29 protein-coding genes and 1 tRNA gene are annotated in these 23,771 nt (G+C 53.1%); 11 read left to right on the top strand and 19 right to left on the bottom strand.

Annotated features, from left to right (window positions below; genetic code table 11):
- Nucleotides 1-171 precede the first annotated feature (171 nt).
- Nucleotides 172-339: a hypothetical protein gene (locus BM323_RS24465; protein WP_008105452.1), complete on the top strand. Its 168-nt coding sequence runs from the start codon at nucleotides 172-174 to the stop codon at nucleotides 337-339.
- A gap of 151 nt (nucleotides 340-490) precedes the next feature.
- On the opposite strand, the gene BM323_RS05960 is transcribed toward BM323_RS24465, so the two are convergent.
- From BM323_RS05960 to BM323_RS05950, 3 genes are all read right to left on the bottom strand, one after another.
- A tRNA-Asn gene (locus BM323_RS05960) sits at nucleotides 491-566 on the bottom strand.
- 103 nt (nucleotides 567-669) lie between these two features.
- Nucleotides 670-1,446: a DgsA anti-repressor MtfA gene (gene mtfA / locus BM323_RS05955; protein ID WP_008105449.1), complete on the bottom strand. Its 777-nt coding sequence runs from the start codon at nucleotides 1,444-1,446 to the stop codon at nucleotides 670-672.
- A 204-nt stretch (nucleotides 1,447-1,650) separates the two neighbouring features.
- The gene (locus BM323_RS05950; RefSeq protein WP_008105447.1) at nucleotides 1,651-2,325 is read right to left on the bottom strand and encodes an ASCH domain-containing protein; all 675 of its coding nucleotides are present in this window, start codon (nucleotides 2,323-2,325) and stop codon (nucleotides 1,651-1,653) included.
- Nucleotides 2,326-2,895: 570 nt separating this feature from the next.
- Between BM323_RS05950 and BM323_RS05945 the strand changes: the two genes are divergently transcribed.
- On the top strand, nucleotides 2,896-3,594 hold the full coding sequence (locus tag BM323_RS05945) for a phosphohydrolase (RefSeq protein WP_008105444.1): 699 nt from the start codon (nucleotides 2,896-2,898) through the stop codon (nucleotides 3,592-3,594).
- A 76-nt stretch (nucleotides 3,595-3,670) separates the two neighbouring features.
- Nucleotides 3,671-3,919 (top strand): hypothetical protein, encoded by a 249-nt coding sequence (locus BM323_RS05940; protein ID WP_008105442.1) that lies wholly within the window; start codon nucleotides 3,671-3,673, stop codon nucleotides 3,917-3,919.
- A 42-nt stretch (nucleotides 3,920-3,961) separates the two neighbouring features.
- On the opposite strand, the gene BM323_RS05935 is transcribed toward BM323_RS05940, so the two are convergent.
- Nucleotides 3,962-5,554 (bottom strand): methyl-accepting chemotaxis protein, encoded by a 1,593-nt coding sequence (locus BM323_RS05935; protein WP_008105440.1) that lies wholly within the window; start codon nucleotides 5,552-5,554, stop codon nucleotides 3,962-3,964.
- A gap of 124 nt (nucleotides 5,555-5,678) precedes the next feature.
- The gene (gene dcm, locus BM323_RS05930; protein ID WP_008105437.1) at nucleotides 5,679-7,070 is read right to left on the bottom strand and encodes a DNA (cytosine-5-)-methyltransferase; all 1,392 of its coding nucleotides are present in this window, start codon (nucleotides 7,068-7,070) and stop codon (nucleotides 5,679-5,681) included.
- A gap of 128 nt (nucleotides 7,071-7,198) precedes the next feature.
- On the opposite strand from dcm, the gene BM323_RS05925 reads away from it, so the two are divergent.
- From BM323_RS05925 to dgcQ, 6 genes are all read left to right on the top strand, one after another.
- The gene (locus BM323_RS05925) at nucleotides 7,199-7,675 is read left to right on the top strand and encodes a very short patch repair endonuclease (protein ID WP_008105435.1); all 477 of its coding nucleotides are present in this window, start codon (nucleotides 7,199-7,201) and stop codon (nucleotides 7,673-7,675) included.
- A 69-nt stretch (nucleotides 7,676-7,744) separates the two neighbouring features.
- Nucleotides 7,745-8,017 (top strand): hypothetical protein, encoded by a 273-nt coding sequence (locus BM323_RS05920; RefSeq protein WP_008105433.1) that lies wholly within the window; start codon nucleotides 7,745-7,747, stop codon nucleotides 8,015-8,017.
- A 14-nt stretch (nucleotides 8,018-8,031) separates the two neighbouring features.
- Nucleotides 8,032-8,934 carry a DUF808 domain-containing protein gene (locus BM323_RS05915; RefSeq protein WP_008105432.1) on the top strand — a complete coding sequence of 301 codons (903 nt, stop codon included), beginning with the start codon at nucleotides 8,032-8,034 and terminating at the stop codon, nucleotides 8,932-8,934.
- Between the two features lie 44 nt (nucleotides 8,935-8,978).
- Nucleotides 8,979-9,113: a hypothetical protein gene (locus tag BM323_RS24680; protein ID WP_255253243.1), complete on the top strand. Its 135-nt coding sequence runs from the start codon at nucleotides 8,979-8,981 to the stop codon at nucleotides 9,111-9,113.
- Nucleotides 9,114-9,295: 182 nt separating this feature from the next.
- The gene (locus BM323_RS05910; RefSeq protein WP_008105429.1) at nucleotides 9,296-9,475 is read left to right on the top strand and encodes a YodC family protein; all 180 of its coding nucleotides are present in this window, start codon (nucleotides 9,296-9,298) and stop codon (nucleotides 9,473-9,475) included.
- A 133-nt stretch (nucleotides 9,476-9,608) separates the two neighbouring features.
- Nucleotides 9,609-11,261, top strand: coding sequence for a cellulose biosynthesis regulator diguanylate cyclase DgcQ (dgcQ, locus tag BM323_RS05905; RefSeq protein WP_091003270.1), 1,653 nt, complete (start codon nucleotides 9,609-9,611; stop codon nucleotides 11,259-11,261).
- Here the strand turns inward: dgcQ and BM323_RS05900 are convergent.
- The 3 genes from BM323_RS05900 to BM323_RS05890 form a co-directional block, all read right to left on the bottom strand.
- Nucleotides 11,258-12,478 (bottom strand): glycosyltransferase family protein, encoded by a 1,221-nt coding sequence (locus tag BM323_RS05900; protein ID WP_008105424.1) that lies wholly within the window; start codon nucleotides 12,476-12,478, stop codon nucleotides 11,258-11,260. The two genes, dgcQ and BM323_RS05900, sit on opposite strands and share 4 nt — an antisense overlap.
- A 26-nt stretch (nucleotides 12,479-12,504) precedes the next feature.
- Nucleotides 12,505-13,302 carry a mannosyl-3-phosphoglycerate phosphatase-related protein gene (locus BM323_RS05895; RefSeq protein ID WP_008105422.1) on the bottom strand — a complete coding sequence of 266 codons (798 nt, stop codon included), beginning with the start codon at nucleotides 13,300-13,302 and terminating at the stop codon, nucleotides 12,505-12,507.
- Between the two features lie 359 nt (nucleotides 13,303-13,661).
- Nucleotides 13,662-13,895, bottom strand: a complete 234-nt coding sequence (locus BM323_RS05890) for a DUF2525 domain-containing protein (protein WP_008105419.1) — start codon at nucleotides 13,893-13,895, stop codon at nucleotides 13,662-13,664.
- Between the two features lie 314 nt (nucleotides 13,896-14,209).
- Here BM323_RS05890 and BM323_RS05885 point away from each other — a divergent pair, with 314 nt between their 5' ends.
- Both BM323_RS05885 and dsrB read left to right on the top strand, forming a co-directional pair.
- Nucleotides 14,210-14,368, top strand: a complete 159-nt coding sequence (locus BM323_RS05885) for a YqaE/Pmp3 family membrane protein (protein WP_007891469.1) — start codon at nucleotides 14,210-14,212, stop codon at nucleotides 14,366-14,368.
- 68 nt (nucleotides 14,369-14,436) lie between these two features.
- Nucleotides 14,437-14,631 (top strand): protein DsrB, encoded by a 195-nt coding sequence (dsrB, locus tag BM323_RS05880; RefSeq protein ID WP_008105417.1) that lies wholly within the window; start codon nucleotides 14,437-14,439, stop codon nucleotides 14,629-14,631.
- Between the two features lie 71 nt (nucleotides 14,632-14,702).
- Here dsrB and BM323_RS05875 read toward each other — a convergent pair whose 3' ends face one another.
- From BM323_RS05875 to fliJ, 11 genes are all read right to left on the bottom strand, one after another.
- Entirely contained in the window at nucleotides 14,703-16,406 is a 1,704-nt protein-coding gene (locus BM323_RS05875) for a methyl-accepting chemotaxis protein (RefSeq protein ID WP_008105415.1), read from the bottom strand.
- A gap of 142 nt (nucleotides 16,407-16,548) precedes the next feature.
- Complete coding sequence (gene rcsA / locus BM323_RS05870) at nucleotides 16,549-17,184, bottom strand: transcriptional regulator RcsA (protein ID WP_008105413.1); 636 nt, start codon at nucleotides 17,182-17,184, stop codon at nucleotides 16,549-16,551.
- A 630-nt stretch (nucleotides 17,185-17,814) separates the two neighbouring features.
- Nucleotides 17,815-18,603, bottom strand: coding sequence for a flagellar biosynthetic protein FliR (gene fliR, locus BM323_RS05865; protein ID WP_008105410.1), 789 nt, complete (start codon nucleotides 18,601-18,603; stop codon nucleotides 17,815-17,817).
- On the bottom strand, nucleotides 18,603-18,872 hold the full coding sequence (gene fliQ, locus BM323_RS05860; RefSeq protein WP_008105408.1) for a flagellar biosynthesis protein FliQ: 270 nt from the start codon (nucleotides 18,870-18,872) through the stop codon (nucleotides 18,603-18,605). Before fliQ ends, fliR begins: the two co-directional genes overlap by 1 nt.
- 25 nt (nucleotides 18,873-18,897) lie before the next feature.
- Nucleotides 18,898-19,629 carry a flagellar type III secretion system pore protein FliP gene (gene fliP, locus BM323_RS05855; RefSeq protein WP_036648594.1) on the bottom strand — a complete coding sequence of 244 codons (732 nt, stop codon included), beginning with the start codon at nucleotides 19,627-19,629 and terminating at the stop codon, nucleotides 18,898-18,900.
- Nucleotides 19,629-20,024, bottom strand: a complete 396-nt coding sequence (fliO, locus tag BM323_RS05850; RefSeq protein ID WP_008105404.1) for a flagellar biosynthetic protein FliO — start codon at nucleotides 20,022-20,024, stop codon at nucleotides 19,629-19,631. Before fliO ends, fliP begins: the two co-directional genes overlap by 1 nt.
- A 2-nt stretch (nucleotides 20,025-20,026) precedes the next feature.
- A complete protein-coding gene (fliN, locus tag BM323_RS05845; RefSeq protein ID WP_008105402.1) occupies nucleotides 20,027-20,437 on the bottom strand; it encodes a flagellar motor switch protein FliN in 411 nt (136 codons plus the stop codon).
- Nucleotides 20,430-21,437 carry a flagellar motor switch protein FliM gene (gene fliM, locus BM323_RS05840; protein WP_008105401.1) on the bottom strand — a complete coding sequence of 336 codons (1,008 nt, stop codon included), beginning with the start codon at nucleotides 21,435-21,437 and terminating at the stop codon, nucleotides 20,430-20,432. The genes fliN and fliM overlap by 8 nt, the downstream gene beginning before the upstream one ends.
- Before the next feature lie 4 nt (nucleotides 21,438-21,441).
- Nucleotides 21,442-21,927, bottom strand: coding sequence for a flagellar basal body-associated protein FliL (gene fliL / locus BM323_RS05835; protein WP_008105400.1), 486 nt, complete (start codon nucleotides 21,925-21,927; stop codon nucleotides 21,442-21,444).
- A 129-nt stretch (nucleotides 21,928-22,056) separates the two neighbouring features.
- On the bottom strand, nucleotides 22,057-23,322 hold the full coding sequence (locus BM323_RS05830; protein WP_008105398.1) for a flagellar hook-length control protein FliK: 1,266 nt from the start codon (nucleotides 23,320-23,322) through the stop codon (nucleotides 22,057-22,059).
- On the bottom strand, nucleotides 23,319-23,762 hold the full coding sequence (gene fliJ / locus BM323_RS05825) for a flagellar export protein FliJ (RefSeq protein WP_008105396.1): 444 nt from the start codon (nucleotides 23,760-23,762) through the stop codon (nucleotides 23,319-23,321). Before fliJ ends, BM323_RS05830 begins: the two co-directional genes overlap by 4 nt.
- Nucleotides 23,763-23,771: the final 9 nt, after the last annotated feature.

Genomic DNA, 23,771 nt, shown 5'->3' with positions numbered 1-23,771 from the left:
GTCGCCATAAATGGCGACCCTACAGCTGTTTGCCAGAGTTTTCGTAAGGTGCGCATTTATGCGCACCGACATATATGCATTATTTGGCAAAGAAGCGCACAACTAATCGTTTTGGTTATAGGGGCGCATGCGGTTTACTGTCAGCCTCAATCATTTGTGGAGCAGCTGACAATGAAACACCTCTTGCAGCAGTGGTTTAACCAACTGATCAATGGCGAGACTGGACCCGCAGAAGAGGGCGAATTCGATCTCAGCAATCATATCGACCTGCTGATTCCCATCAGCCAACTGTACGGCGTTGAGTTCCATCCATCGGTGTATCGCTACTATGAGAGATAGGCGCCTGCACCATGTGATCCGCTACAGCTACTGGAACGAGCTGTGCGCTGATGAATAAAGAACTCGCTCATAGGCCAGCGGGTTTTTTTTATGCCTGCAATCCGTAAAAGCAAAAAGCCCGCTTAGTTTCCTAAGCGGGCTTCTCTATATATGGCTCCTCTGACTGGACTCGAACCAGTGACATACGGATTAACAGTCCGCCGTTCTACCGACTGAACTACAGAGGAATCGTGTGAACGAGGCGAATATTAATGGCGCCCCTTGCAGGTGTCAACAGCTTAAAACACATTTGTATTCAACTGGCTAGCATTAGTACAAAGCGATCGCGATTTAAGCAGGTTCTGCTGTTAGCATCGCCAATCGCGCCAGTGGATCCTGACGATAGAATTGCTGCAGATGGCGATACATCACCGGGAAGCGGTTAGCCAGTAAATCCGGTGCGCTGAAGAAATACTCTGACAGCACCGCGAAACACTCTGCTGCATCGCTGGCGGCGTAGGGATCGATGGTTGCCGCCTGTTCACCGACTAATTCAACTTCAGCTTCAATTTCTGCCATCGCCTGCTGCAAATCTTTCTCCCAGCTGGCGACATCACGTAACGCCATCACCGGAATGCCGCTGGTATAACCGCTGCCGCGCGCATCGAGTTTATGCGCCACTTCGTGGATCACCAGGTTAAAACCGGAAAGATCGAGTGAATCCTGAATATCCAATGCGTTTAACACCACCGGACCTTGCGTCCAGCTTTGTCCGGCGTGCACCGCCGGCGCGTGGTGCACCAGACCGTTATCATCTTCCCAGCGATCGTCGACGTTGAACGGCTCGGGATAGATCAGCACTTCATGGAAGCCATCGAGCCATTCGAGTCCAAGCTTCAATACAGGCAAACAAAACAGCAGCGCCAGACGTGTCAGCAACAGTTCATCGAGCTGCAGGCCTTGCAGCGGCGAGATTTTTTTCTGCTGGAGGAAGCGTTGTGCCAGCGTAACCAGTGCGGTTTTTTCATCAGGATCGAGCAGTGAAAAGATGGGCTGCGCCAGCGCCTGTTGCCAGGGAAGCGCCAGTACTGAAGTCTCTATTTGCGCATGCCACGGCCATTTGAACATTGCGTCACTCACTCTTCAGACGAAAACAGTATCCTGGCGCGGCAAAGGAGGAATTACCAGCGCGTAATCAAAGCCGGCTATTCAACCAGTTAGTCGAGGATTTGTCTGTGATTGGCGTGGCAAAGCGGGAAAGTCATGGTGAGGAAATAAAAAAGGTCGTCATGAATGACGACCTTACGTTTGCATGCTTCGCAGCGTTTATCTTTAGCGTTCAACCCGCTGAAACGCGATCACCCAAACCCACGGGTTCACTTCCCAGCTGGTGGCGCCGTACTGTTTCTGCCACGCTTTGCGGTAGGCTTCTTTCGGCGATTCAGAATTCATATTCATGGTGAAGAAGTTATTCAGGAAGTGCGAATCGGTCTGCACGCCTTCTGCCATGATGTCATCTTCACTGATGTCCTGAATCTTCTCGGCACGTACCGAGGTAATTTGCAGATCGATGCGGCTAGCCCAGCGCGGCATATGAATTGCGGTCTGCCAGCCAAACTGCTCGGCATTCTGCAAATTCTCATCCAGCTGTCCCAGTTCATTGCTGTCTGCGCGGTATTGGCAATACGCCGCATTTCGGAATGGCAGGGGATCACGTTCGTAATCTGCCAGTAAGTTTTCCGGCACAATCGGGCCACGCCAGGTTTCACGCACCCACAAACCATCGCCCGCCTGACCAAACGGGCAGTGCGAACTGACATCGGTCATCGACATCAATTTATAGCCGTGCAGGTGATTGGCACTGACGTCAAACGCGTGTACGCCTTCATGGTGATCCTGACCCGGACCGAAAGCTTGAGTTTTCATAATGCGCCGGGTCTGCGTTTGCTGGCCAACCAGCAGGGCGCGCACCCGCTGTTCGGAAAAAAGAATCGGCCGTTCTTTCATTGCATACCTCTTATTGTGTCACAAACCCGGAAACTGCGAAGAATCCCCCAACATCCGTAGATGTGAGAGCTAGCATAATGGGTTTGAATCAGTTTGCTTAATAATTTGTCGCCTTAGTATCAGGCTAATCTGGCAATTTTAGATTTTAAAAATGGTTCATAAGCAAAATGTGTGCTGAAAAGGACTTCGCAAGGGATCCGAAGCCAGAATTTTTCCAGATACAGTACGTTATAAAGCCCAGAATGGGAACCTTTTCAGATAATGCCGTGTTGATCTGCCCTTAAGAAGCCGCATATATCAGCACATATAACTGGAATTTAGCGCTAAAGCGAAATTTGTTGATGACGCGAATATATTAAGCCTGTTGAACAGAGTTATTTAACTAAAACCCGCTAAGGAAATGCCGAAATCGTAATGGCTGCTGTGCAAGTGACGTTAACAGCGCTATAACAAGATCGGGATCTCATTTTTACGCTTTGCACATCCTGGAAGGATGTAAAAAAAGTGTCATGACCAGGCCGCTATGATGTCCGCAGGAACTTAGATAACAGCAATAACAGGAGAAGCACGATGTCACTTACTCACTGGCAACAACGCTACGAGAACTGGCTGCAGCTCAATTGGCTGCATGACGACAAAGCCCACGATATCGCGCACCTGCGCCGCGTCTGGATGAGTGCCAAGCGCATCATGCAGCACAGCGACGCCGATCCTATGATCGTTATGACCGCCTGCTACTTTCACGATGTGGTTAACCTGCCGAAAAACCATCCTGAACGTCATTTAGCCTCAACTTATGCGGCGGAAGAGACGCGCCGCATTCTGCAGCAGGATTTCCCGGACTTCCCATTTGAACTGCTGGATGCCGTCGCGCACGCGGTGCAGGCTCACAGCTTTAGTGCGCGTATCGCGCCACAAACGCTGGAAGCGAAAATTGTGCAGGACGCCGATCGTCTCGAATCATTAGGTGCTATCGGCCTGGCGCGGGTTTTCTACACGGCTGGCGCGCTAGGTCGTCCGCTGTTCGATAGCGAAGATCCGTTAGGAAAAGAGCGTGAACTGGATGACGTGAAGTGGACGTTGGATCACTTCCAGAAAAAGCTGCTGGGTTTACCGCAAACCATGCAAACCGAAGCCGGGCGCCTGCTGGCGGAACACAACGCCGATTTTCTTGTGCACTACATGGGCAAACTTTGCGCCGAATTGCAGGGCAATCTGACGTCGGTTGATGAATCGGTGTTAAGGGATTTCAGCCCTATACACTCGTAATATTAAATTTTTATGACAGTCTGTTAACTTTCATCTGCTTCCGCTACGTTGTTGTAAATCAAAAGGGAGTATGAAAATGACCGAGACCGTTAACTTAACCATTAAAATTGACCCGGCACTGAAAGAGCACATCAAACAGTTAGCCGCAGATAACCAAATCTCCATGAGTCAGGAGATCGTTAATCGCTTGCAGGCCAGTTTAGATGCGGGTGCGCAACCGGCCATTGATAGCCTGGACACCCAGGAAGCGGTGGAAGATCAGCTCTCCGCTGCGGAATTGAAGCAGATTCGTGCGCTGCTGAAGAAAAGTAAGAAGAAGAAATAAGCGAAAAAACCCGTCATTGACGGGTTTTTTTATGTCTGCAGATTAAATACGGAACTGCTGCGCACGCTGCGCCAGGCGGTCAGATAACTCGCGCAATTGCACCGCCGATTGCACCTGATGGGCGTTCAGCGCTTCGTTTTGCTGCAGCTGTCCGCTCATCTCCACCACTTCCAGCGCAATCTTTTTCACCCGATGGCTCTGCGCGGCACTGTTTTGCTGCAGCTCGTTCAGCTGCGTTACCACGCCAGACACCGCAGCGCTGATCTGCGCGAACAGCACTTCCAGCGCTTTCACCTTATCGAAGCCATCATGCACATGCTGCTGCGTATGCTGAATCAAGCCATCGATCTGGCGCGTGGAAGCCCCGCTTTGCTGCGAGAGCAACCCCATCTCTTTGGCGACCACCGAGAAGCTGCGGCCGTAAGCGCCCGCATGTGCCGACTCAATGGCGGCATTCAGCGATAACAACCGCGTCTGCATCGACAAGTCATCCAGCATGCCCACAATCCCGGCGATATCATCGGATGCGGTGACAATCTGCTGCATCTGGGTTTCCATCTTATCGACCTCTACCGCGCAGTTACGCATTAACGCATCGGCTGATTGTGCTTCCTGCGTCGCCTGCTGTGAGAACTGCGCACCGATCTCCACCTCTTCTGAGACGCGATCTAAGCGCTGCGACAAGTGATGGAAGCTGGCATTTTGCTTCTGGTGTTGCTGCATCACTTTTTCGTTGTGCTGCTGCATATCCTCGGCACCGGCGGCGACGCTGACTGCCACCGTGTTGATGTCGCGCACAATCTGTTGCAAGCCGCGCCGCATGGTATCAATCGACTGGAACAGCTGGCGTGTTTCCAGCGACTGGCGACGCGGATGGTTTTGCGCATCGACCAGATCACCGGTGGCGATCTGTTCCAGCTGCGCGTTAGCGCGACGCAACGGCAACAGCACGCCGCGCATCAGCAAGCTGGAGGCCAGCACTAACAGCGCCATCAGCACTGCGCTGACAATCAGCGACATATTGCGGCTCAGCTTCAAGGTGCTGAGCGTGTTCTGATTCACGCTGCTGAGCTGATGATTAGCCTGCTCGATTTCACTGAACCAGGCATCATTAAACTGCTGCTGAAACGCCTGCATCGGCACCATAAAAAAGGCGTTGATGTCGTTGGCCGCTAATCCTTTCAGCTGCTCCTGCAATCCTTCCGCCAGCATGGCGAAACCTTGCGCCAGCGGGCTATCTGCATTGGCGTGATAGGCGGCGAACTGTTGCTGTGCATTTTTCAACGAGTCATCGGCCGCCGCAGCCAGACTTTTCCAGCTATCCACCGAGCCACTTTGCTGATCCTGCATCAGATAGATGCCGGCGCGATGGCTGTTATCGCTGGCGGTGAGCAGTTCAATGCGCGCTTTATCCAGCAGGGCCAGACGTTCGCGCAGTTGATTGGCCTGCTGCAGTGAAGTTTGCGTCTGATTCACGTGGGTATTCAGCAGCAGCACACCGGCAAACTGCAGCGCGCAGAACAGCACAATGAACAGCAAAAACTGGCTACGCAAACTGGTGAGCCACAACGGAATTTTCAGGGATAACCGCGCGCGCAGCCTCAGCGGCAGAGAGATAACGGACAGGAGTGACATCACACGCCTCCAAAAAATAAAACAGGAGTATTGGCAGCACGCGTGACAGTTTGGTGACAGCGGGCGCGATTAGGCGGAAAACAGCATAAAGCGCGGCCCTAAATAAAATTGTGGTCCTGAATAGCTACGCCTTTTGCGCGGCGTACTGTTCAATCAACGGTAATAACAGTTGCGCCACCGCAGCAAATACCGGTACCACCACCGAGTTGCCGAACTGCTTGTAGGCTTGCGTATCGGACACCGGAATGCGCAGTTTGGCTTCTCCCGGCGCTTCAAAACCCATCAAGCGGGCGCATTCGCGCGGGGTTAAACGACGCGGACGGCGCGCCATATTCTCAGCCTGCTGGAAATCGCTTTCGCCTTGCGCATGATCCCAGCCGCGATCGATGAGGATTTCCGAACCATCTTTGTAATAGCGCGCCGATAAGGTACGCACACAAATGTTCAGATTACGCGGATCGTTAAGGCCAAAGCCGAAGCCGTTGCCTTTGGCTTTGTGCTTTTTCGCGTATTGATAGAGATAATTCCACAAGGTCGGCGACAGCGTGTATTTCGCTTCCGGCTGGGTTTCCAGCAGGCTGTGAAGTGACGGCACGTTTTGCGGATAGAGCGCGGGCAGGGCGCGCAACGAGAAACCCCTGCTGAGACCGCTGTCGCGACGAATGCCCACCAGCACAATGCGCTCGCGATGCTGCGGCAGAAAATGGCGCGCATCGATAACCTTGGCATCCGGCAAACCGCTGTCGTTGGCATCCGCCACGTCATAACCGAGTTCATCCAGCGTGGCCATGATGATGGCGAAGGTGCGGCCTTTGTCGTGGCTCTTGAGGTTTTTCACGTTCTCCAGCACGAAGAACGGCGGCTTTTTAGCGGCGAGAATGCGTGCCACATCGAAGAACAGCGTACCTTGCGCTTCACACTCAAAACCGTGCGCGCGACCCAGCGCATTCTTTTTGCTCACGCCCGCCAGCGAGAAGGGCTGGCAAGGAAAACCGGCCAGCAGCACCTGATGATCGGGAATGGTGCGATCGATATGCTGATAAATTTCCTGCTCATCGCTGATGCCCGCAGGCTGCGTTACCAGACGAATATCACTGTTGAAGTGGTGCAACTGCGGATCGCTATACAGGTTGGCTTTATAGGTGCGCACCGCTTCTTTATTCCATTCGCTGGTGAACACGCACTGACCGCCAATCTGCTCGAAGCCACGGCGAATGCCGCCGATACCGGCAAACAGATCGACAAACTGGAATTTGGCGTCGTCATAATGCGCCGGACGCTGTGGCAGCAAGGCCTGCAGGCTGGCGACTTCGCGGCTGGAGAGCGCCGGCGCGGCACTTTTACCGGCGCGAATACGATTCAAACGCGGCACGCTCCAGTCGCGGCCACCGGCGTCAGTTAAGGTGATAACCACATCGCGTGCGGCATAGATATCGAGCACCTGCAGTAACAGCGACGTCGCGTCATCCTGATTGGCGGTAAACGGGGAGGGCGAGACGGGGTCGATAGCGAGCATGCGTTTTTCCTTAACAGTGAAGCGGCTATGCTAACACTCATCACGCAACGAGGAAATTGGCGTGCGGTGTGCTTTCGCTTTTGGCCTAAGCCGCTAAAGTTGAAGAAGCGCTAATACAAGGAGACGCTATGGCAGACGTTCACTCGCAAGCCATTCGCAGCAAAAACATGCGCGCCATTCGCAATCAGGATACCGCGATTGAACAGCGTATTGCGTTGATTCTTAAAGATCGCGGCTTCACCTATCGCGTGCAGGATAAAGCGCTACCGGGCCGCCCGGATTTTGTCCTGCCCGCCGAGAAAGCGATCATCTTTGTTCACGGCTGCTTCTGGCATCGCCATCACTGCTACTTATTTAAGATGCCCGCCACGCGTACCGAATTCTGGAGTGGCAAAATTAACAGTAACGTTGAGCGCGACCGGCGTTACGTCGAGCAACTGCGCGAAGGAGGCTGGAAAGTACTGATTGTTTGGGAGTGCGCGCTGCGCGGCAAACTGCAGCTGGAGGACAGCGCGCTGATTGAACGTTTAGAAGAGTGGCTGCTGGCGGCAACCGACAGCAGCGAAATCGACCATCAGGGCTTGCATCACTATCGCGTTGAATAGTGCGAGATTGTTGCTTTTAGCCGCCATAACAGTTTAGATCTCCCTTTTCTCTGGGACGCGGAATGAGCCATGAGCAGCATCAAACTTACCGTTAAGCGCCTGTATCAACTCCGCGATGAGCGGATGGTGACAACCCAAGCCACGGCGCGCATTTATCTTGGCGATCGGCTGGTCGCCACCGAAGAGATCAGCGGCATGACGGAAAGTCCGGTGAGCAAGTATTTGCACGCCGGAGATCTGACGGGGCCATTACGCGTTGAATGGGACTGTGCGGGCATCGCCGATATGTCAGTGACGGCGATTGAGCGTTGCCCCTGTTGTCAGGATCACGAACCGGAATAATAAGGAATACCACTTTGGCAGGAACCAGTTTACTTACACTTCTGGATGATATTGCAACACTGCTCGACGATATCTCGGTAATGGGCAAAGTTGCGGCAAAGAAGACCGCAGGCGTATTGGGTGACGATCTGTCGCTGAATGCGCAGCAGGTTAGCGGTGTCAAAGCCAACCGTGAATTGCCGGTTGTATGGAGCGTGGCAAAAGGCTCCTTTCTCAATAAATTAATTTTGGTGCCGCTAGCGTTATTGATCTCGGCTTTTGCGCCCTGGTTGATTACGCCGCTGTTGATGATTGGCGGCGCGTATCTCTGCTACGAGGGCGTGGAGAAAGTGCTGCACAGCCTGAATCACGATAAGGCTGAGCAGAGTCCGGAAGCGCGTCAACAGCGTCTCGATAAGCTGGCGCAGCAGGATCCGCGTGCGTTCGAAAAAGATAAAGTCAAAGGCGCGGTGCGCACCGACTTTATCCTCTCGGCAGAAATTGTCGCCATCACGCTGGGCATCGTTTCAGAGGCGCCGCTGCTGAATCAGGTACTGATTCTGGCGGGCGTCGCTATTCTGGTGACCATCGGCGTGTACGGCATCGTGGCGATGATTGTCAAAATCGATGATTTGGGATTCTGGCTTAAAGAGAAATCCTCTACCGTCGCGCAGGCGATTGGCGGCGTGTTACTGGCCTTTGCGCCCTGGTTAATGAAAGCCTTAACGTTGGTCGGTACCCTCGCGATGTTTTTGGTCGGTGGCGGCATTGTGGTGCACGGCATTACGCCGTTACATCACGCCATCAGCGAATACAGCGCCGGATTCAACGGTTTGGTCTCGGCGCTGCTGAGCAACGGCGCCAATCTGGTGATCGGCTTTATCATTGGGTCGATCGTGCTGTTAGGCGTAAATCTGATTGCTAAGCTGCGCGGCTAGCAGTTATAAAGCGCTGTAAATTTCTAATCACGGTCAGGAGAACGATGATGAACGACGATATGTTTGAATTTGATATCGATGCACAGCTGGAACAGGCTGAAGCCAAAGCGGCAGAGAAAGCCAACGAAGTCCCTGCTGATATCAGCGACGAAGCGGACTGCGAAGGCTGCAAAATCTAATTTTCCTGTTCGGGAAGTGCTATCAAAGCCGACAATAAATCTTGTCGGCTTTTTTTATTTACAGAGTTTTTAACTGCTTATTCTGATTTAGTAGAAGTAATAGATTTATCGTATAGGAAAAAATCGGTCACAGCTGCTATACCTAAACTCGGTCATTTAACGATGAAAGAGGGAGGTGCGGTATGATCTTTGCAATCAGTGACGAAGTTCAGCACAAACAGGGCGGACCCACCATGGTGGTCACCGGCTATGCCAGCGGAATGGTAGAGTGTCGTTGGTATGATGGTTACAGCGTGCGACGTGAGGCGTTCCACAGTGACGAACTCAGTCACTTATCGAGCGCGCAACAGCTGGCCAGTTGAATCCATTCGGGACGGTTTTTACCGTCCCGAATGGAGTTGTAGCTCAATGATTTACCTTTGATCCCTGCCTATAAATTTTTTTCCAAACTGACTACACTTTGCGCATTCGCCTCTTTTCGAAGCAGGGATGCACATGCCAAACTCACCTCAATTATCGCGTTGGAAAAGTCCATTTATACCGGTCCATCTCTGCTTTCTGGCGGTCTTTCTCTTCTCCGCTTTTCTCACCGTGCATGAAGCCTTTGAGCTGAAAAACAATTACGAACAGCGTCAACGCGCGCAGTTATCCGACGTGCAGAAAAACCTCGACAGCCAGTTCCAGGAGAGCCTGGACGAGCTGCTCTATTACCAGCAAATGCTCAACTACGCGCTGACTCATCCGCTCGATTCCGATCACGCGCGCGAAACGGTGGCGCGCTTCCAGCAGCTGCGTCAGCAGAATCCCTGGCAGCTACAGCTATCCAGCCCGCGCAGCATGCCGATTAACGGTGTCGGCGATAGCTGGCTAACGCGCGACCCGCTGTTATCGCGTGACGATACCCATATCGATCATGAGCTGCGTGCGGCGCTCGAGTTCAGCTTTATCCTGCAGTTTGGCGATACCAAACAGGATTTCCATTCCCGCTTCTGGTACATCTCGCGGGCCGGTTTCTATATCAGTTCGCGTCCGCCGCAAAACGCGCAGGAGCTGGAAGAGAGCTACGCCACCATGATCCAGCGCCCCTATTTCCGCGATCAGGATCCGCACAATCCGCTGCATGCACGCCTGCGCTGGACCGAAGGTTATCAGGGCTTATTTGATGAAGGGCTGATGATGACGGTCAGCACGCCGATTATCAGCGAAGGTTATTGGTACGGCGTGCTGTCGATGGATTTCACTCAGTCGCGTATCCATGCTTTGCTTGCATCCGCGCGCAACAGCTCATTGCAGGGCAAAATGGTATTGCTGGATCGCTCACTGCATGAAATTACTCGATTGACTGCACCCAACGACCAGCCATTAACCGCAGAACAAAAGGCGTTGTTAGAGCAGCAAATTCTGCAGAGTCCAGCTGGCGTGTCGCGGCTCGGGACGCAGTTTATTACCTGGAGCAAACTCAGGAACGTTGATGCCTACATCGTCAATGTTCAAAGTCTGAAGCAGGGCTTTTCTCAAGAGTTAGGCCGTGTGGCGCTGTTTATGGTGGGCATGTGGCTGGTGTTTGTCTTGCTGCTGGTGGCGGCGCATCAGGTGATCTTCCGTTTGGTGCGGCGCCTGAATGATATGTCGGCCAAACTGGTGTGGCGGGCAAATTATGATGGTTTGACACGCCTACTCAATCGCAGTGACTTCTTCGAGCAATTTGATGCGCTGGCGGCGCGCGGCCAGCAGCAGCAAACGCCGCTGGCGGTAATTCAGTTGGATATCGATCATTTCAAAAAGGTCAACGATACCTGGGGACATCAGGCCGGCGATCAGGCCATTATCCGCGTGGCGAGCGTGATCAGCCACACGCTACGCAAATACGATGTCGCTGGACGCGTCGGCGGGGAAGAGTTCTGCATTGTGCTGCCAGAAACTACATTGGCAGAGGCGCAGGCGGTGGCGGAGCGGATTCGCGTGCGGCTGGAGGCGAAAACCATTCTGGTTAACGCCAGCACCACCTTTGGCATTACGCTTTCGGCGGGCGTCAGCGGCAGTGAAGAGCAGGGCGATTATGAGGCTGAGAGCCTGCAGGCCAGCGCGGACAGCAGGCTCTATCTGGCGAAGACGGGTGGGCGTAATCGCGTCTGTGCAGCCAATTAAACCTTGCCGTCGTTATCCTCTTCGACGGCCTGATAAATACGCTGCAAAATATCCGGGAAAGCCGATTGCACCCGGCTCCAGCTGGGAATAAACGGTTTCTCGTTCGGACGCTCAATAAAGGCTTGTCCGGCATCGAGAATCGCCTGAGTGAACATTTCCACCGCCGCTTCTTCAATGTGCTGATCAAACTTGAGGCCGTTCATGGTGGCTTCGTGGTTGTAGATCTCCATCATATCCAGCGCATTGCGGTAGTAAGTGGCCTTCAATACGCGGAACGAATCGCTGGTGAGCGGCACGCCCATGGTCGCCAGCTTACGCAATAGCGACTGTACGATGTCATTACTCATGCGCTTCAAACCGCCGGTGCCATCATCTTCCGCCAGCGGCTGATGTTTGTGGTCGTAGTTATCGGCAATCTCCACCTGACACGTCTGGCGCGTGGTGTAGTTACGATAAATCTCCGAAAGCACACCAATCTCTAATCCCCAATCGCCGGGAATCTTGATGCCGTTGAGCACGTGCGTGCGCATGGCAAACTCGCCAGAAAGCGGATAGCGGAAGCTGGTGAGGTAATCAAGATATTCCGAGTGACCGTAGACTTTCTGCAAGGAGCGCAGCAGCGGACCCACCAGCAAACGTCCAACACGGCCATTCAATTTGCCATCGGCCACACGCGCGTAAAAGCCTTTGCAGAACTCATACTGAAATGATGGATTGGCCAGCGGATAGAGTAAACGTGCCAGCATGCCGCGTTCGTAGGTGACGATATCGCAGTCGTGCAGCGCCACGCATTGGGTGCGATCGGAAGCCAACGTGTAGCCGGTACAGAACCACACATTGCGGCCTTTACCGGGTTGGCTCGGTGACAAACCCTCTTTATCCAGTTCGGCGTCCAGCGCTTTCAGGCGCGGGCCGTCATTCCACAAGATGCGATGGCGCTGCGGCAGGCGGGAGAAGAACTCGCGCGCAAAGAGAAACTGGTCGCGATCGGCGCGGTCAAGGCCAATCACGATCTCATCCAGATAGGGCACTTTCGCCAGTTCGTTAACAATGTTATCCAGCGCCGGGCCTTCCAGTTCCGAAAACAGCGACGGCAAAATCAGCCCCATTTTGCGTTTGCGTGAGAAGCGCACCATCTCCTTTTCCAGCGATTCGACGCTGCGGTGGGTGAGATTATGGAAATTAGTAATGACACCATTCTGGTAAAAATCACTCATCGTCTCATCCTTCTGGTTAAAGGCCGTTACTCGTTCGGCGCAAGAAAATAGTCCAGACCTTCACGCCAGCCCTGCGGACCGACGTGCGCGGTGTGGTAAACGTTCTCGGTATCGGTGCGTTGCAGTTCTACCGGCGTTTTGCTGAAGCCTTTTATCACCACGGCATAATCAACGCGCTCCAGCATCGGCACATCGTTGGGGCCATCGCCCAGGCCGATGGTGGTGCGCGATTCTCCTTCTTGCGCGGCAAGATGCTGCTGGATTTCCGCCAGCGCGATGCCTTTGCCGGTGCCGGCGGGCATCACATGCCAGAAGCGTCCGCCCTGGGTTAACGCCAGATGGTATTCGGCAAGCGCCTCACGAAATTCCTGCAAACGGTGTTCATCATCGCGCCATAGCACCACTTCCGACGCTTCGCGCAGGCGGCTTTGGCTGGCTTCGGTGAGCGTTAAACCGGTGAAGCGTGCCACTTCGGCATCGCTAAATTCATGAAAACCGTTGAAGCGGAACCGTGCCTGCAACGCGTGTAGTGTTTGGCACAGCGCGTGATAACCGGCGCTGGTTTCGGTTGGCGGCGTCTGTTCACCGCCCAGCACCACGCGCGCACCGTTTTCAGCAATAAAGGGTGCGCCAACAATGCCCAGCTTCTTTTGCAGTGGAATAATCTCTGCCGCCGTTTTGCTGGAACAAATCACCAGCGGAATCAGATGTTGTTTCAGACGCGCCAGCCATTCACTGGCCGCATCCCAGTTGTAGTCATGATGATCCAGTAATGAGCCATCAAGATCGGTAACGATCATCAGGGAAGAGTTAAGACTCAGCATCATCACACTCCTTACGCCAGTGGCATCCGTAAAGCGAAGAGTAATCAGTATAATAGCGGAATCGCGATCACACTTTTTCCGGCGACCCGGCCAGCGACATCCAGGATAATTCTTAAACAGCAGACGTGACGGGATGCGCGATGCACATTTCGTGCACAGCTGAAACCAGCTGTGACGCGGTGCGTGGGGCGATTCGCATGAATGGTTATACAAAATTGTTCGATTTACATGCAGGGATAAGACTTGTCTTAATCGGACTAAGGCGTAATCTGACCGGGTGTTAAGAATTCCCTGGTGTAACGAATTTACTGATTTATTTTTACCCGGCCATCCCGCCGGGTATTTTTTTGAAATCGATTTCAGCGGTTCACTTCACTGATGGCGAAGTCGCGAATGTCGAGTTCGAAGGCTTCCGCTAAGTCGGTGTAAGAGTCATAAGGCTTGCCATTCACTTTGACACGATGGGCGTTTTCGGCCTCCATATACTCTTGTATCTCGCCCGACGATTTCTTCTGAATCGCCTCCAGCAGCGCATCGACATCAATATTGACTTCGCGCTGCACATTCTCGCTGTACTCTTTTGCCGTCGTCATAGCGCCCTCCCAGAGGCGATTGGATGAGTTAACAGTATAGACGGTGCTGAAAAGAGGGCGTCGCGGGCAAATTGCGGGCAAAAAAAAGCCCGCGCTGCGCGGGCAAAAATCCTTGTTACTTTTAGGTTGACTGCGCCTTTGGGGTTGGTGCAGTGAGGAGAAGTGTACGAGCAGCCCGCGTCAAAAGTCTCTCAATGAAACGTTAAGAAAGCGAAAAAGCGCATCTTGACAGAGTTTTACCTGCCTTTAAATGCACAGTGCGTAACAGCGTCTATGCTTAGCGATTGATTGTTAAGTGATATCAGGGAGTGAATATGGACTTTTTACGTATTGTCATCGCCATTTTGGTACCGCCACTGGGCGTGTTCTTGCAGGTCGGGTTCGGCGGGGCGTTCTGGCTTAATATTCTGCTGACGCTGTGCGGCTACATTCCCGGTATCGTTCATGCGGTGTGGGTTATCGCCCGACGCTGATCGCGATCAGGCAGTGTTGATTATCTTCCGTTAAACTGTGTCGCAGGACAATTTGTGGAGAGTAATCAATGAAGGTGAACGATCGCGTTACGGTTAAAACCGACGGCGGCCCGCGCCGTGTAGGTACGGTGCTGGCAGTGGAAGCATTCAATGAGGGCACCATGTATCTGGTGGCGTTAGAAGATTACCCGCTGGGGATTTGGTTCTTTAATGAAAGCGATCATGCCGAAGGCGTGTTTGTTGAGCCGTATGAAGGGGCTTGATGCCAGGTGCGCATAAATGCGCACCTGAGTTGTAGGGTCGCCATTCATGGCGACCTCTGCAAATTCAACGCTTAAAACGTCTCCCAATTATCATTTCCCGACGTCGCCAATGCCGGACGCGGCGCCAGATTCGGCGTACGCAACCCGGACTGCGCCGCTTTAGCCACCTGCGCAACCGGCGCATCATTCAAACGGAACACCGCTACCGCCTGCGTCAATCGGCCAGCCTGGTCTTCCAGCGAAGCCGCTGCCGAAGAGGCTTCCTCAACCAGCGAGGCGTTCTGCTGCGTCACGTTATCCATCTCGGTCACCGCCAGACTCACCTGCTGGATGCCACGGCTCTGCTCATCCGACGCGGCAGCAATCTCCGCCATAATGTCCGTCACGCGACGCACCGCTTCAACAATCTCGCCCATGGTATTACCGGCTTCACCGACCTGGCGTGAACCGTTGGTAATCAAACCCACCGATTCCGCGATCAACGTTTCAATCTCTTTAGCCGCCTGCGCACTACGCTGTGCCAGATTACGTACTTCACTGGCTACCACGGCAAAACCACGGCCTTGCTCACCGGCACGCGCCGCTTCGACGGCCGCGTTCAGCGCCAGAATATTGGTCTGGAAAGCGATGCTATTGATGACGTTGGTGATCTCGGCAATCTTCTTCGAGCTGCCAGAAATGTTATTCATGGTTTGCACCACACCACTCACCAGATCGCCGCCGCTGCGTGCTTTGCCAGAGGCATCAGCAGCTAGCTGGCTGGCATGATGCGCGTTCTCGGCGTTCTGTTTCACCGTTGCGGTAAGCTGCTCCATGCTGGCGGCGGTTTGCTCCAGCGCTGAAGCTTGCTCTTCAGTACGCGATGAGAGGTCGGTGTTACCGGCGGAAATCTCGCTGGAACCCTGATAAATCGCCACCGCACCTTCACGCACCGTTCCTACAGTACGCACCAGCGACGCCTGCATCAGTTGCAGGTTATGCAGCAAGCTACCAATCTCGCTGCGGCCATAGGCTTGCTCCGGTGCGGTCAAATCGCCTTGCGCAATTCGTTCGATGCGGTCAACAGATTGGCGCAGCGGGTTAATCACCACGCGACGCAGGAACACGAAGGTCAACAGCACTAACACTAATGCGGCGACAAATGCGATTGCCATCGCAATAAAGCCGACGCGCGATTGATGTGCGGCGGCGGCGTTAATCGCTTCGGCGCGGTCGGTACGGATTTTAATCGCCTTCAACAACACGGCGTTATAGGCGTCATCCAGCTTGCGCGTGACGTCGGTTTCCTGCGCCACAATGCCTTCAAAGCTGCCTTGCTTAGCCGATTCAATCATCGGCTTGAGGCCTTTATCAATATAAGCATTGAAGCTGGCGGTTAGCGGCTCATCGAGGGCAATATCCGCCGGCGTTTTCGCCTTGCGATCCATATAGAGTTTAAAGCCTTCGCGCGCTTGTTTAATTCGCGTCTCGGTGCGCGCTAAATCGGCACGGTAACCATCCATTTCGCCAATACGCGCGGCGGCACCGGATTGCAGCACATTCAGTCGCGCAGTGCGCAGATGGTTAGAACTGTTAGAGATGCCCATGCGGATTTGAATTTCTTCCGTGGCATCATTGAGTGAGTTATTACTCTGAATCAAAAAGTAGCTGGCGAGTCCAATGCACAGGGCAAAAAGCAGCAGAATGCCACCAAAGATCATACTGAACAAAGGCATCAGGCGCAGGTTCTGCCAGATGCTGAGCTTATATTGCTCATCAATCGATGCTGTTTTCATATCCTTGCTCTCATGTAGGTAGGTGTTATGAGAATAAGCATCGGCAGGCGAGGGGAAAGGATTAGGCAGGAAAGTGAGATCAAACTCGCAAAACGAGAAAGGGGCCAATCGCTGGATTGGCCCCTTTATTCACTGAAGGAAATTATCGCACGTTAACATAAATCCCTGAGGTGACATTATCAGTCAAACGTACGACATGATAAATAACCTGCTTATTATGGGTTTTAATTTTACGTTTAATATTACCTTTATGTGACGAAACAGTTTTGGCTTTAATTTGCATATTCTCAGATATCTGAATGGTGTCATGACCTGACATCCACATTTTCAGCATATTTGATTCAGTCTGACTTAATGTCAGTGGATGCACGTCGAGCCCAGCAGAAATACGTGGCGAAGCGTTGAGTTTCTTTTGCAGGTAGGTGCCTAACAAAGAATCCAGCGTCGAAGTTTTTATCGATTTTGACGTAATAATCAGGTTCTTACGAACGTAGAGGTATTCCTCAAAATGGATATTCGAGATCGCCATGAAAATAAAGAATAAGGTGTCAGGATGCTGCATGATAATAGCACGAATACGATCGCTGGAATCAGATTCGTGAATAAAGCACTCTTCGTTGATAAACACGACGCCCGGCTTTATTTGCTCACATCTTTGTTGCAATTGGTCGATGTCTGAGACAGGAGTAATATTTTTCTTTTTAACTCCTTTCGCAGACATATAGTCAGACAAACCCAGGCGTGTGTAATTACATGAATCCATAATAATCGTTGGCATTATAGCGACCCTCACCAATTTGTTATCCGTTTAAATCAACGATGAATACGCGTTTGCGGTACGAGAGAAATTTCCAAAGACACTTTTTTATTCTGCTCGGCAGATTGGCGATAGAAATCCATGCGCCATCATGACTCTTCCCTGAACCGTGCTGCGAAGTTATTTTTTTTAGTACATCCACGTCACTCTCAGCCCAGCCATAGTAGGGATGGCTGAGGATTTGCATTAAGTGTTTAATTCGCTCTGTTTTGAGAGCCCTGTCACTATCGCGCAGATCACAGACAAATCTGATAGGACAAATCTTAAAAACATTTGTTTAGCGAAAGTATGACGCTTCAGCGAGCGTTGACAATGCCGGAAAAAAGGGATTTAGACAAGAAAAATCGCTTTGAAATTTTTTTTGTTTAAAAACAGCCCTTTGAGCATTTCATCAACCAATTCTCAAGGTTTAGCCCCTTAGGAATCGTCTGACTAAAATACGCGAAGCGCGGTTTAATAAGAATAATTTTCACCTAAAATGCGCATTTATCAGAATTTCCTCAGTTGATTTCTGGAAAAAATGGTTCGAAAAATGCACAGACTGTTTCTGGTTGCTTAACTATTACTTAAGAACGCCTACAGAATAGTTAATCAACTCGCGCGGGAAAGTTCTGACATAAACTGGGCGAGTAAATCAAAGACTTCGCTGAACAGATGTTCGCAGAAGGGAGCAAGCAGCGGCATCATCAACCCAACGCTGAGGATGCCCACCGTTAAGGTAATCGGGAAGCCAACAGCGAAAATCGATAGCTGTGGTGAAACACGGTTTAACAAACCTAGTGCCATGTTTAGCGTGAGGAGTAGAACTATTAAGGGCAGCGCTAACATCATGCCATTAAGGAAAATTAATCCGGCGGCTTTGACTAACGCCATAAAGGCATTGGCGTTGAGCGGCTGGTCGCTGATCGGCAAGGTGTGAAAACTGTCCACCAATAGCGAAATCAGCCACAGATGTCCGTTGAAGGTAAGAAACAGCAGCATTGCCAGCATATCGAGAAAACGTGCCAGCACCGGCATGTTCAGGCGACTGCCCGGATCGAAGAAGGTGGCGAAGGACAAACCCATCTGCAAACCAATCACTTCTCCCGCCATGCGTACCGCTGCAAAGGCGAACTGCATGGTCAGGCCGATGCTGATGCCAATCAACAACTGTTGCAGCAGCAACCAAAATCCGGCGGGTGTAAATAACGTGGCTTCAACCGGCGGCAGCACCGGCAGGATGATCCAGGTGGTTAATACCGCGAGGCCAATTTTGACGCGTTTGGGAATCGATTTTTCGCTCAGCACCGGCGCACTGGCAAACAGCGCCAGCAAACGCACCATCGGCCAGAAGAATTGTGCGACCCAATGGATCAGCTGGCTGCTGTCGAGGTTAATCATTAGCCAATGATGTACGGCAGATTGCTAAACAGCGTGCGAATGTAATCCAGCATCAGATTCAGCATCCACGGACCGGCGATCACTGCGGTAGCGGCAACGGCCAGAATCTTCGGGATAAAGGAGAGCGTTTGTTCGTTAATCTGGGTCGCGGCTTGCAGCACGCTGATGATCAAACCGCTGATCAACGCCACCAGCAACATCGGCGCGGCCATCAGCAGCGCGACGCGCATTGCTTCCTGGCCCATAACCATTACTGATTCAGGTGTCATGTTGCACTCCTCGGGAAATGTCGGGTTACGAGTAGAAACTTTGCGCCAGTGAACCCACCAGCAGTTGCCAGCCATCCACCAGCACGAACAGCATCAGCTTGAACGGCAGGGAAATAGTGGCCGGCGGCACCATCATCATCCCCAGCGCCATCAGTACGCTGGCGACCACCAGGTCGATGATCAGGAACGGGATAAACACGGTGAAACCAATCTGGAAGGCGGTTTTCAATTCGCTGGTGACATACGCCGGCAGCAGAATGCGCATCGGTACCGCTTCCGGACCTTGAATCGGTGCGGTGTTGGCCAGACGAGCAAACAGCGCTAAATCGGCTTCGCGCGTTTGACGCAGCATAAATTCACGCAGCGGCTGCGCACCTTTATCAATCGCGTCCGCCATGCTGATTTTGTCCTGGCTGAACGGCAGATAGGCGTCGGAATAAATCTTGTCGAAGGTCGGCGCCATAATAAAGAAGGTCAGAAACAGCGCAAGGCCGAGCAGCACCTGGTTTGGCGGCGCCGATGGCGTGCCGAGGGCGTTACGCAGTAAACCAAACACAATGATGATGCGGGTGAAGCTGGTCATCATCAGCAGTACGGCCGGAATAAAGGTCAGCGAGGTGATGAAAACCAGCGTCTGCACCGGCAGCGACCAGCTCTGGCCGCCATTGGCCAGCGGCTGGCTGATTAAACCCGGCAGCTGCGCATGGGCAACCGGTGCCAGCAACAGCAGCGGCAGGAGAGCAAGTAATCGACGCATCATTGTGGTTTTCCGGGACGTTTAACCAGATTCTGGAACAACTGACGAAAATCCTGCGGGGCAGCGCTGTGATTCGCCTGTTCTTCTGGCGGCAGCGGCGGTAACGAGTGCAGATGCGTAATCTGCTGGGCGGTAACGCCCAACACCAGACGCGCATCGGCGGTATCGACAATCACCACACGCTCGCGCTGACCCACCTGCACGGTGGCGCTGACTTTCAGCGCCTGGCCGGTCACCGTTTTCGGGGCAAACCCAAGACGTTTAGCCAGCCAGCCGCAGCCGAGAATCAGCAGAACAATTACCGCCAGCACGCTGCTGACCTGACCAATCACCGAACCGGTCGAGACCACCGGCTGGCTCGCTACCGGTTGTTCCGCTTGCGTGTGCTTTAACATGCTTAACGGCTCAGACGACGCATACGTTCAGACGGGGTAATGATGTCGGTAATGCGCACGCCATATTTGTCGTTCACTACCACCACTTCACCCTGCGCGATCAGATAACCGTTGATCAGAATATCCAGCGGTTCACCGGCCAGGCCATCCAGCGCCACCACAGAACCTTGCGTCAGACGCAGCAGCTCTTTGATGGTCATCTTGGTACGACCCAGTTCCACAGTCAGTTTGACCGGAATATCCATGATCAGGTCGATATCCTGCAGCGAACCGCTGATGCCAGGATTCTCCAGCGATTTGAACACATTCTCAGTTGGATCTGGCGCGCTGGTGGTGGTTTGTTCGTTCATAGCTGCAGCCCACAGATCGTCCGCGGAGATGTCGTCGTCGGACGGTTTCTTGCTGTCACTCATCGGGCTGTTCCTCGTTCAGCGAATTCAAAATCGGGTTAATCAAATGTTCTACACGCAGGGCATACTGGCCATTGATGGTGCCGTATTGGCTGGTCAGCACCGGCACGCCATCGACGTGAGCAATGATGCGGTCCGGCTTCTCAATGGGCAGGACGTCACCAGGTTTCAGCTGCAAAATACGTGACAGACGCAGCGATGTTTCGGCGAAGTGGGCAATCAGCTCCAGCTCCGAGTGCTGCACCTGTTTCACCAGATTGTCGCGCCAGTGATTATCTTCACGGCGGGAGTTTTCCAGTGGCGGATTGACCAGCAGCTCGCGCAGCGGCTCAATCATCGAAAACGGAATACAGATATTGAATTCACCGACCAGGTTACCAATCTCCACCTGGAACGGCGTGTTAACCACGATGTCGTTCGGTGAAGTGGTGATGTTGGTGAACTTCACCTGCATCTCAGAACGCACATACTCGACTTCCAGCGGATAAATCGCTTTCCATGCGTCGCTATAACCATCCAGCGCCAGCTTCAGCATGCGGCGAATCACGCGCTGTTCGGTATGGGTAAATTCACGGCCTTCAACTTTGGTCGGAAAACGACCGTCGCCGCCAAACAGGTTATCGACAGCAATAAATACCAGGCTCGGTGAAAACACCACCAGCGCCGTGCCGCGCAGCGGCTTTAGGTGGATCAGGTTCAGGTTGGTTGGCACCGGCAGGTTGCGGGCGAACTCGTGGTACGGCTGAATCTTGATCGCACCCACACTAATATCGGGGCTACGGCGCAGCAGGTTGAACAGCGCCATACGGAAATGACGGGCAAAGCGCTCGTTGATGATCTCCAGCGCCTGCAGACGCTCACGTACGACGCGGCGCTGAGTATTGGGATCATAGGGACGGATGTCGCCATCGGTCCCTTTGGAACTGTTCTCTACTTCCGCGCTGTCACTGTCGCCATTAAGCAGCGCGTCAATCTCAGCCTGGGAGAGAATGCTATCGCCCATTAAATCACCTCAAAATGAAGGCGGTAAACAGCACGTCATTGACAACCTGAGCCGGTTGACCTTTTACCAGCGGCGGCGCCAGTGCCTGTTTGATCTGCTCAACCAGGGCCTGTTTGCCTTGCTCTGTTGCCAGTGCCGTCGCGCTTTGACGCGAAAGCAGTAACAGCAGACGGCTGCGCACTTCCGGCAGGTAATCGTTCATCCGACGACGGGTATCCTCATCGGGCAGACGCAGGGTGAAACCTACGTACAACACACGGTCGGGATCGTTGTCAGGATTGACCAGGTTTACTGTAAACGTATCCATTGCAAAAAATACGGGAGCAGCCGGTGGCTCGACTTTCGCCGCGTCCGGTTGGCTGCCTTCGTGTTTATTCATCATTCGCCAGACTGCATAGCCTGCCACGCTGCAAGCGGCCAGCGTTACAATCAGTAACACCGGTAGTAGTAGTGAACGTTTGCGGCCTTTAGCTTTCGCGTTATCAGACATCTTGCAGTTACTTCCTGTGAATTATGGGCAAGCCTCTCGGCTTACCTGGACAGATTATCCCGCGTCTTAAGTCAAACAATGGGAAGAAAAGACGCGGGTTTTACGCTTACCTTCAGCGTTTAGCGGCTGTCAGGCAAAGATATCGACAGCGCCGTTACCGGCCGCGCGCGCTTGAAGGGCTGCCGGGACGGCAATAGGCGTTATCTCGTTGTCACTGTCCTGGGAGAGGGTAAAGCTGCCGTGCTGTCCGTCACGACGTCCTTCCTGCTGGCCCTGATAACTCTGGCCCTGTGCGAAGGCGTCGCTGCTGACGTTACTCTGTCCCAGGTTTATTCCGCTCTCCGCCAGCGCTGTTCGCAGCTGAGGGAGAGCCGCTTCCAGCGCGGCCCTCACTTGGCTGTGGCTGGAAACCATACTTAACTGTGCCTGATCCTTATCAAGCGTCAGGCTGATCTGGATAGCGCCCAGATCCTGCGGATGTAAACGCAATTCGGCGTTCTGCTGCCCGTTGCGGCTAAACATCACAATCTGCTGACTCAGCGCCTGCTGCCACTCGCTGCTGCCGAGCTGCGCATTCAGCATGGGCGTCGACGGCGTGGTGCTGGTCGAAGCGGTGCTGCTCACCAGCGAACTGGTGGCGCTGAGCGGTGCGCTGGTTAATGGCGCGACCTGGTCATCATTGCTCTGCGCGGCGGTGCGCTCTTCCGGCTTACTCAGCGCATTCAGCACCTGCTTAAAACTCTCATCCAGCGTCAAGCCGCTGCTGTTACTGGCGGTGGTGTTGACGCTGCTGCTGGTCTGCGTGCTGGCAGCCGTTTGCGTTAAGAGCGTTCCAACATCGCTGGATTTCTTCGCTGTGCTATCCGGCTGTGCTGTTTCTTCTTTTACTGCACCTTCAAGCGAACCGCTTAACAATGCTGAATTAAGCGAAGCGCGGGTGTCAGCTTTGCCTTCGCCTGTGCCGCTACTTACCGTGGCTGTGCTGGTGCGGTTCTCAACCGCCACCGGCAACATGGCGAATAACGCCTGCACATTCTGTAAGTCGCTGGCAGTTAACGAACTTGCCTCACTCTTGTCTTTATCATCGGCTGATTTCAGCGTGGCTTTAGTGTTTTCCGGCTGTAAAAGTGCGTTTAACGCATCTGGTTTATCCAGCGCCTGCAATAACGCGCTTAAAGAGGCTTTTTTGACGTCTTTTTCATCAACTTCTGTTGTCAGATCAGTCGATTGCGTGTTAACAGCTTGTTGCTTTACCAGCGTCAGCAAGCGGTTGCCGAGTTCAGTAATAAATCCCTGCGGCAGGGTGTCTGCGCCCTGCAAAAGATCTGATGAAACTGAACTGTCAGCGTCTCCCAAAACCGAGGTTTGCGTAGCAACTGTTGGCAGCGTAATCATTCGCCTTTCCTCAATGCGGCCCGTTGGGCAAATTCATCCATCCGTTTCTGATCGAGACGGTTTTCTTGTCGTAATGCGTTTTCCTCAGCGCGCGTGATCAGCGTTTGATAAGCATTGAGTCGCTTATGCTTTTCACGCCAGTTGCTCAGCGCGGTGTCGAGGCGCTGATTCCACTGGGAAAGCTGTTGGCGATGCTGTTCGATGGCTTTTTCCAGCGTCTGAATAAACTGGTGATAATTGGTCCAGCGCGTGCTGGCGATGCCGCCGGACATATCCTGATTGAGCTTGTTGCGGTACTCATCCTGATAATCCAGCAGCATGCTGAGTTGTTCGTCGGCCTGCTGCACACCACGACGCATATCGCCGAGGTGAATCACCGCACTCTCCAGTTCCTGCTCCGCCATATCGCGCAGCTTGTTGATCGCACTGGCCGTTTTCATGACTTAACC

This window comes from Pantoea sp. YR525 (assembly GCF_900116775.1).
GTDB lineage: Bacteria > Pseudomonadota > Gammaproteobacteria > Enterobacterales > Enterobacteriaceae > Pantoea > Pantoea symbiotica.
The sequence above is the reverse complement of the archived record's forward strand: the minus strand, read 5'-3'. Positions and strand labels throughout refer to the sequence as shown.

What these genes read in the sequence shown, in the direction of transcription:
- BM323_RS24465 (WP_008105452.1), top strand. Translation starts at nt 172, where the DNA reads ATGAAACACCTCTTGCAGCAGTGGTTTAACCAACTGATCAATGGCGAG.
- mtfA (WP_008105449.1), bottom strand. Translation starts at nt 1,446, where the DNA reads ATGTTCAAATGGCCGTGGCATGCGCAAATAGAGACTTCAGTACTGGCG.
- BM323_RS05950 (WP_008105447.1), bottom strand. Translation starts at nt 2,325, where the DNA reads ATGAAAGAACGGCCGATTCTTTTTTCCGAACAGCGGGTGCGCGCCCTG.
- BM323_RS05945 (WP_008105444.1), top strand. Translation starts at nt 2,896, where the DNA reads ATGTCACTTACTCACTGGCAACAACGCTACGAGAACTGGCTGCAGCTC.
- BM323_RS05940 (WP_008105442.1), top strand. Translation starts at nt 3,671, where the DNA reads ATGACCGAGACCGTTAACTTAACCATTAAAATTGACCCGGCACTGAAA.
- BM323_RS05935 (WP_008105440.1), bottom strand. Translation starts at nt 5,554, where the DNA reads ATGTCACTCCTGTCCGTTATCTCTCTGCCGCTGAGGCTGCGCGCGCGG.
- dcm (WP_008105437.1), bottom strand. Translation starts at nt 7,070, where the DNA reads ATGCTCGCTATCGACCCCGTCTCGCCCTCCCCGTTTACCGCCAATCAG.
- BM323_RS05925 (WP_008105435.1), top strand. Translation starts at nt 7,199, where the DNA reads ATGGCAGACGTTCACTCGCAAGCCATTCGCAGCAAAAACATGCGCGCC.
- BM323_RS05920 (WP_008105433.1), top strand. Translation starts at nt 7,745, where the DNA reads ATGAGCAGCATCAAACTTACCGTTAAGCGCCTGTATCAACTCCGCGAT.
- BM323_RS24680 (WP_255253243.1), top strand. Translation starts at nt 8,979, where the DNA reads ATGATGAACGACGATATGTTTGAATTTGATATCGATGCACAGCTGGAA.
- BM323_RS05910 (WP_008105429.1), top strand. Translation starts at nt 9,296, where the DNA reads ATGATCTTTGCAATCAGTGACGAAGTTCAGCACAAACAGGGCGGACCC.
- dgcQ (WP_091003270.1), top strand. Translation starts at nt 9,609, where the DNA reads ATGCCAAACTCACCTCAATTATCGCGTTGGAAAAGTCCATTTATACCG.
- BM323_RS05900 (WP_008105424.1), bottom strand. Translation starts at nt 12,478, where the DNA reads ATGAGTGATTTTTACCAGAATGGTGTCATTACTAATTTCCATAATCTC.
- BM323_RS05895 (WP_008105422.1), bottom strand. Translation starts at nt 13,302, where the DNA reads ATGCTGAGTCTTAACTCTTCCCTGATGATCGTTACCGATCTTGATGGC.
- BM323_RS05890 (WP_008105419.1), bottom strand. Translation starts at nt 13,895, where the DNA reads ATGACGACGGCAAAAGAGTACAGCGAGAATGTGCAGCGCGAAGTCAAT.
- BM323_RS05885 (WP_007891469.1), top strand. Translation starts at nt 14,210, where the DNA reads ATGGACTTTTTACGTATTGTCATCGCCATTTTGGTACCGCCACTGGGC.
- dsrB (WP_008105417.1), top strand. Translation starts at nt 14,437, where the DNA reads ATGAAGGTGAACGATCGCGTTACGGTTAAAACCGACGGCGGCCCGCGC.
- BM323_RS05875 (WP_008105415.1), bottom strand. Translation starts at nt 16,406, where the DNA reads ATGAAAACAGCATCGATTGATGAGCAATATAAGCTCAGCATCTGGCAG.
- rcsA (WP_008105413.1), bottom strand. Translation starts at nt 17,184, where the DNA reads ATGCCAACGATTATTATGGATTCATGTAATTACACACGCCTGGGTTTG.
- fliR (WP_008105410.1), bottom strand. Translation starts at nt 18,603, where the DNA reads ATGATTAACCTCGACAGCAGCCAGCTGATCCATTGGGTCGCACAATTC.
- fliQ (WP_008105408.1), bottom strand. Translation starts at nt 18,872, where the DNA reads ATGACACCTGAATCAGTAATGGTTATGGGCCAGGAAGCAATGCGCGTC.
- fliP (WP_036648594.1), bottom strand. Translation starts at nt 19,629, where the DNA reads ATGCGTCGATTACTTGCTCTCCTGCCGCTGCTGTTGCTGGCACCGGTT.
- fliO (WP_008105404.1), bottom strand. Translation starts at nt 20,024, where the DNA reads ATGTTAAAGCACACGCAAGCGGAACAACCGGTAGCGAGCCAGCCGGTG.
- fliN (WP_008105402.1), bottom strand. Translation starts at nt 20,437, where the DNA reads ATGAGTGACAGCAAGAAACCGTCCGACGACGACATCTCCGCGGACGAT.
- fliM (WP_008105401.1), bottom strand. Translation starts at nt 21,437, where the DNA reads ATGGGCGATAGCATTCTCTCCCAGGCTGAGATTGACGCGCTGCTTAAT.
- fliL (WP_008105400.1), bottom strand. Translation starts at nt 21,927, where the DNA reads ATGTCTGATAACGCGAAAGCTAAAGGCCGCAAACGTTCACTACTACTA.
- BM323_RS05830 (WP_008105398.1), bottom strand. Translation starts at nt 23,322, where the DNA reads ATGATTACGCTGCCAACAGTTGCTACGCAAACCTCGGTTTTGGGAGAC.
- fliJ (WP_008105396.1), bottom strand. Translation starts at nt 23,762, where the DNA reads ATGAAAACGGCCAGTGCGATCAACAAGCTGCGCGATATGGCGGAGCAG.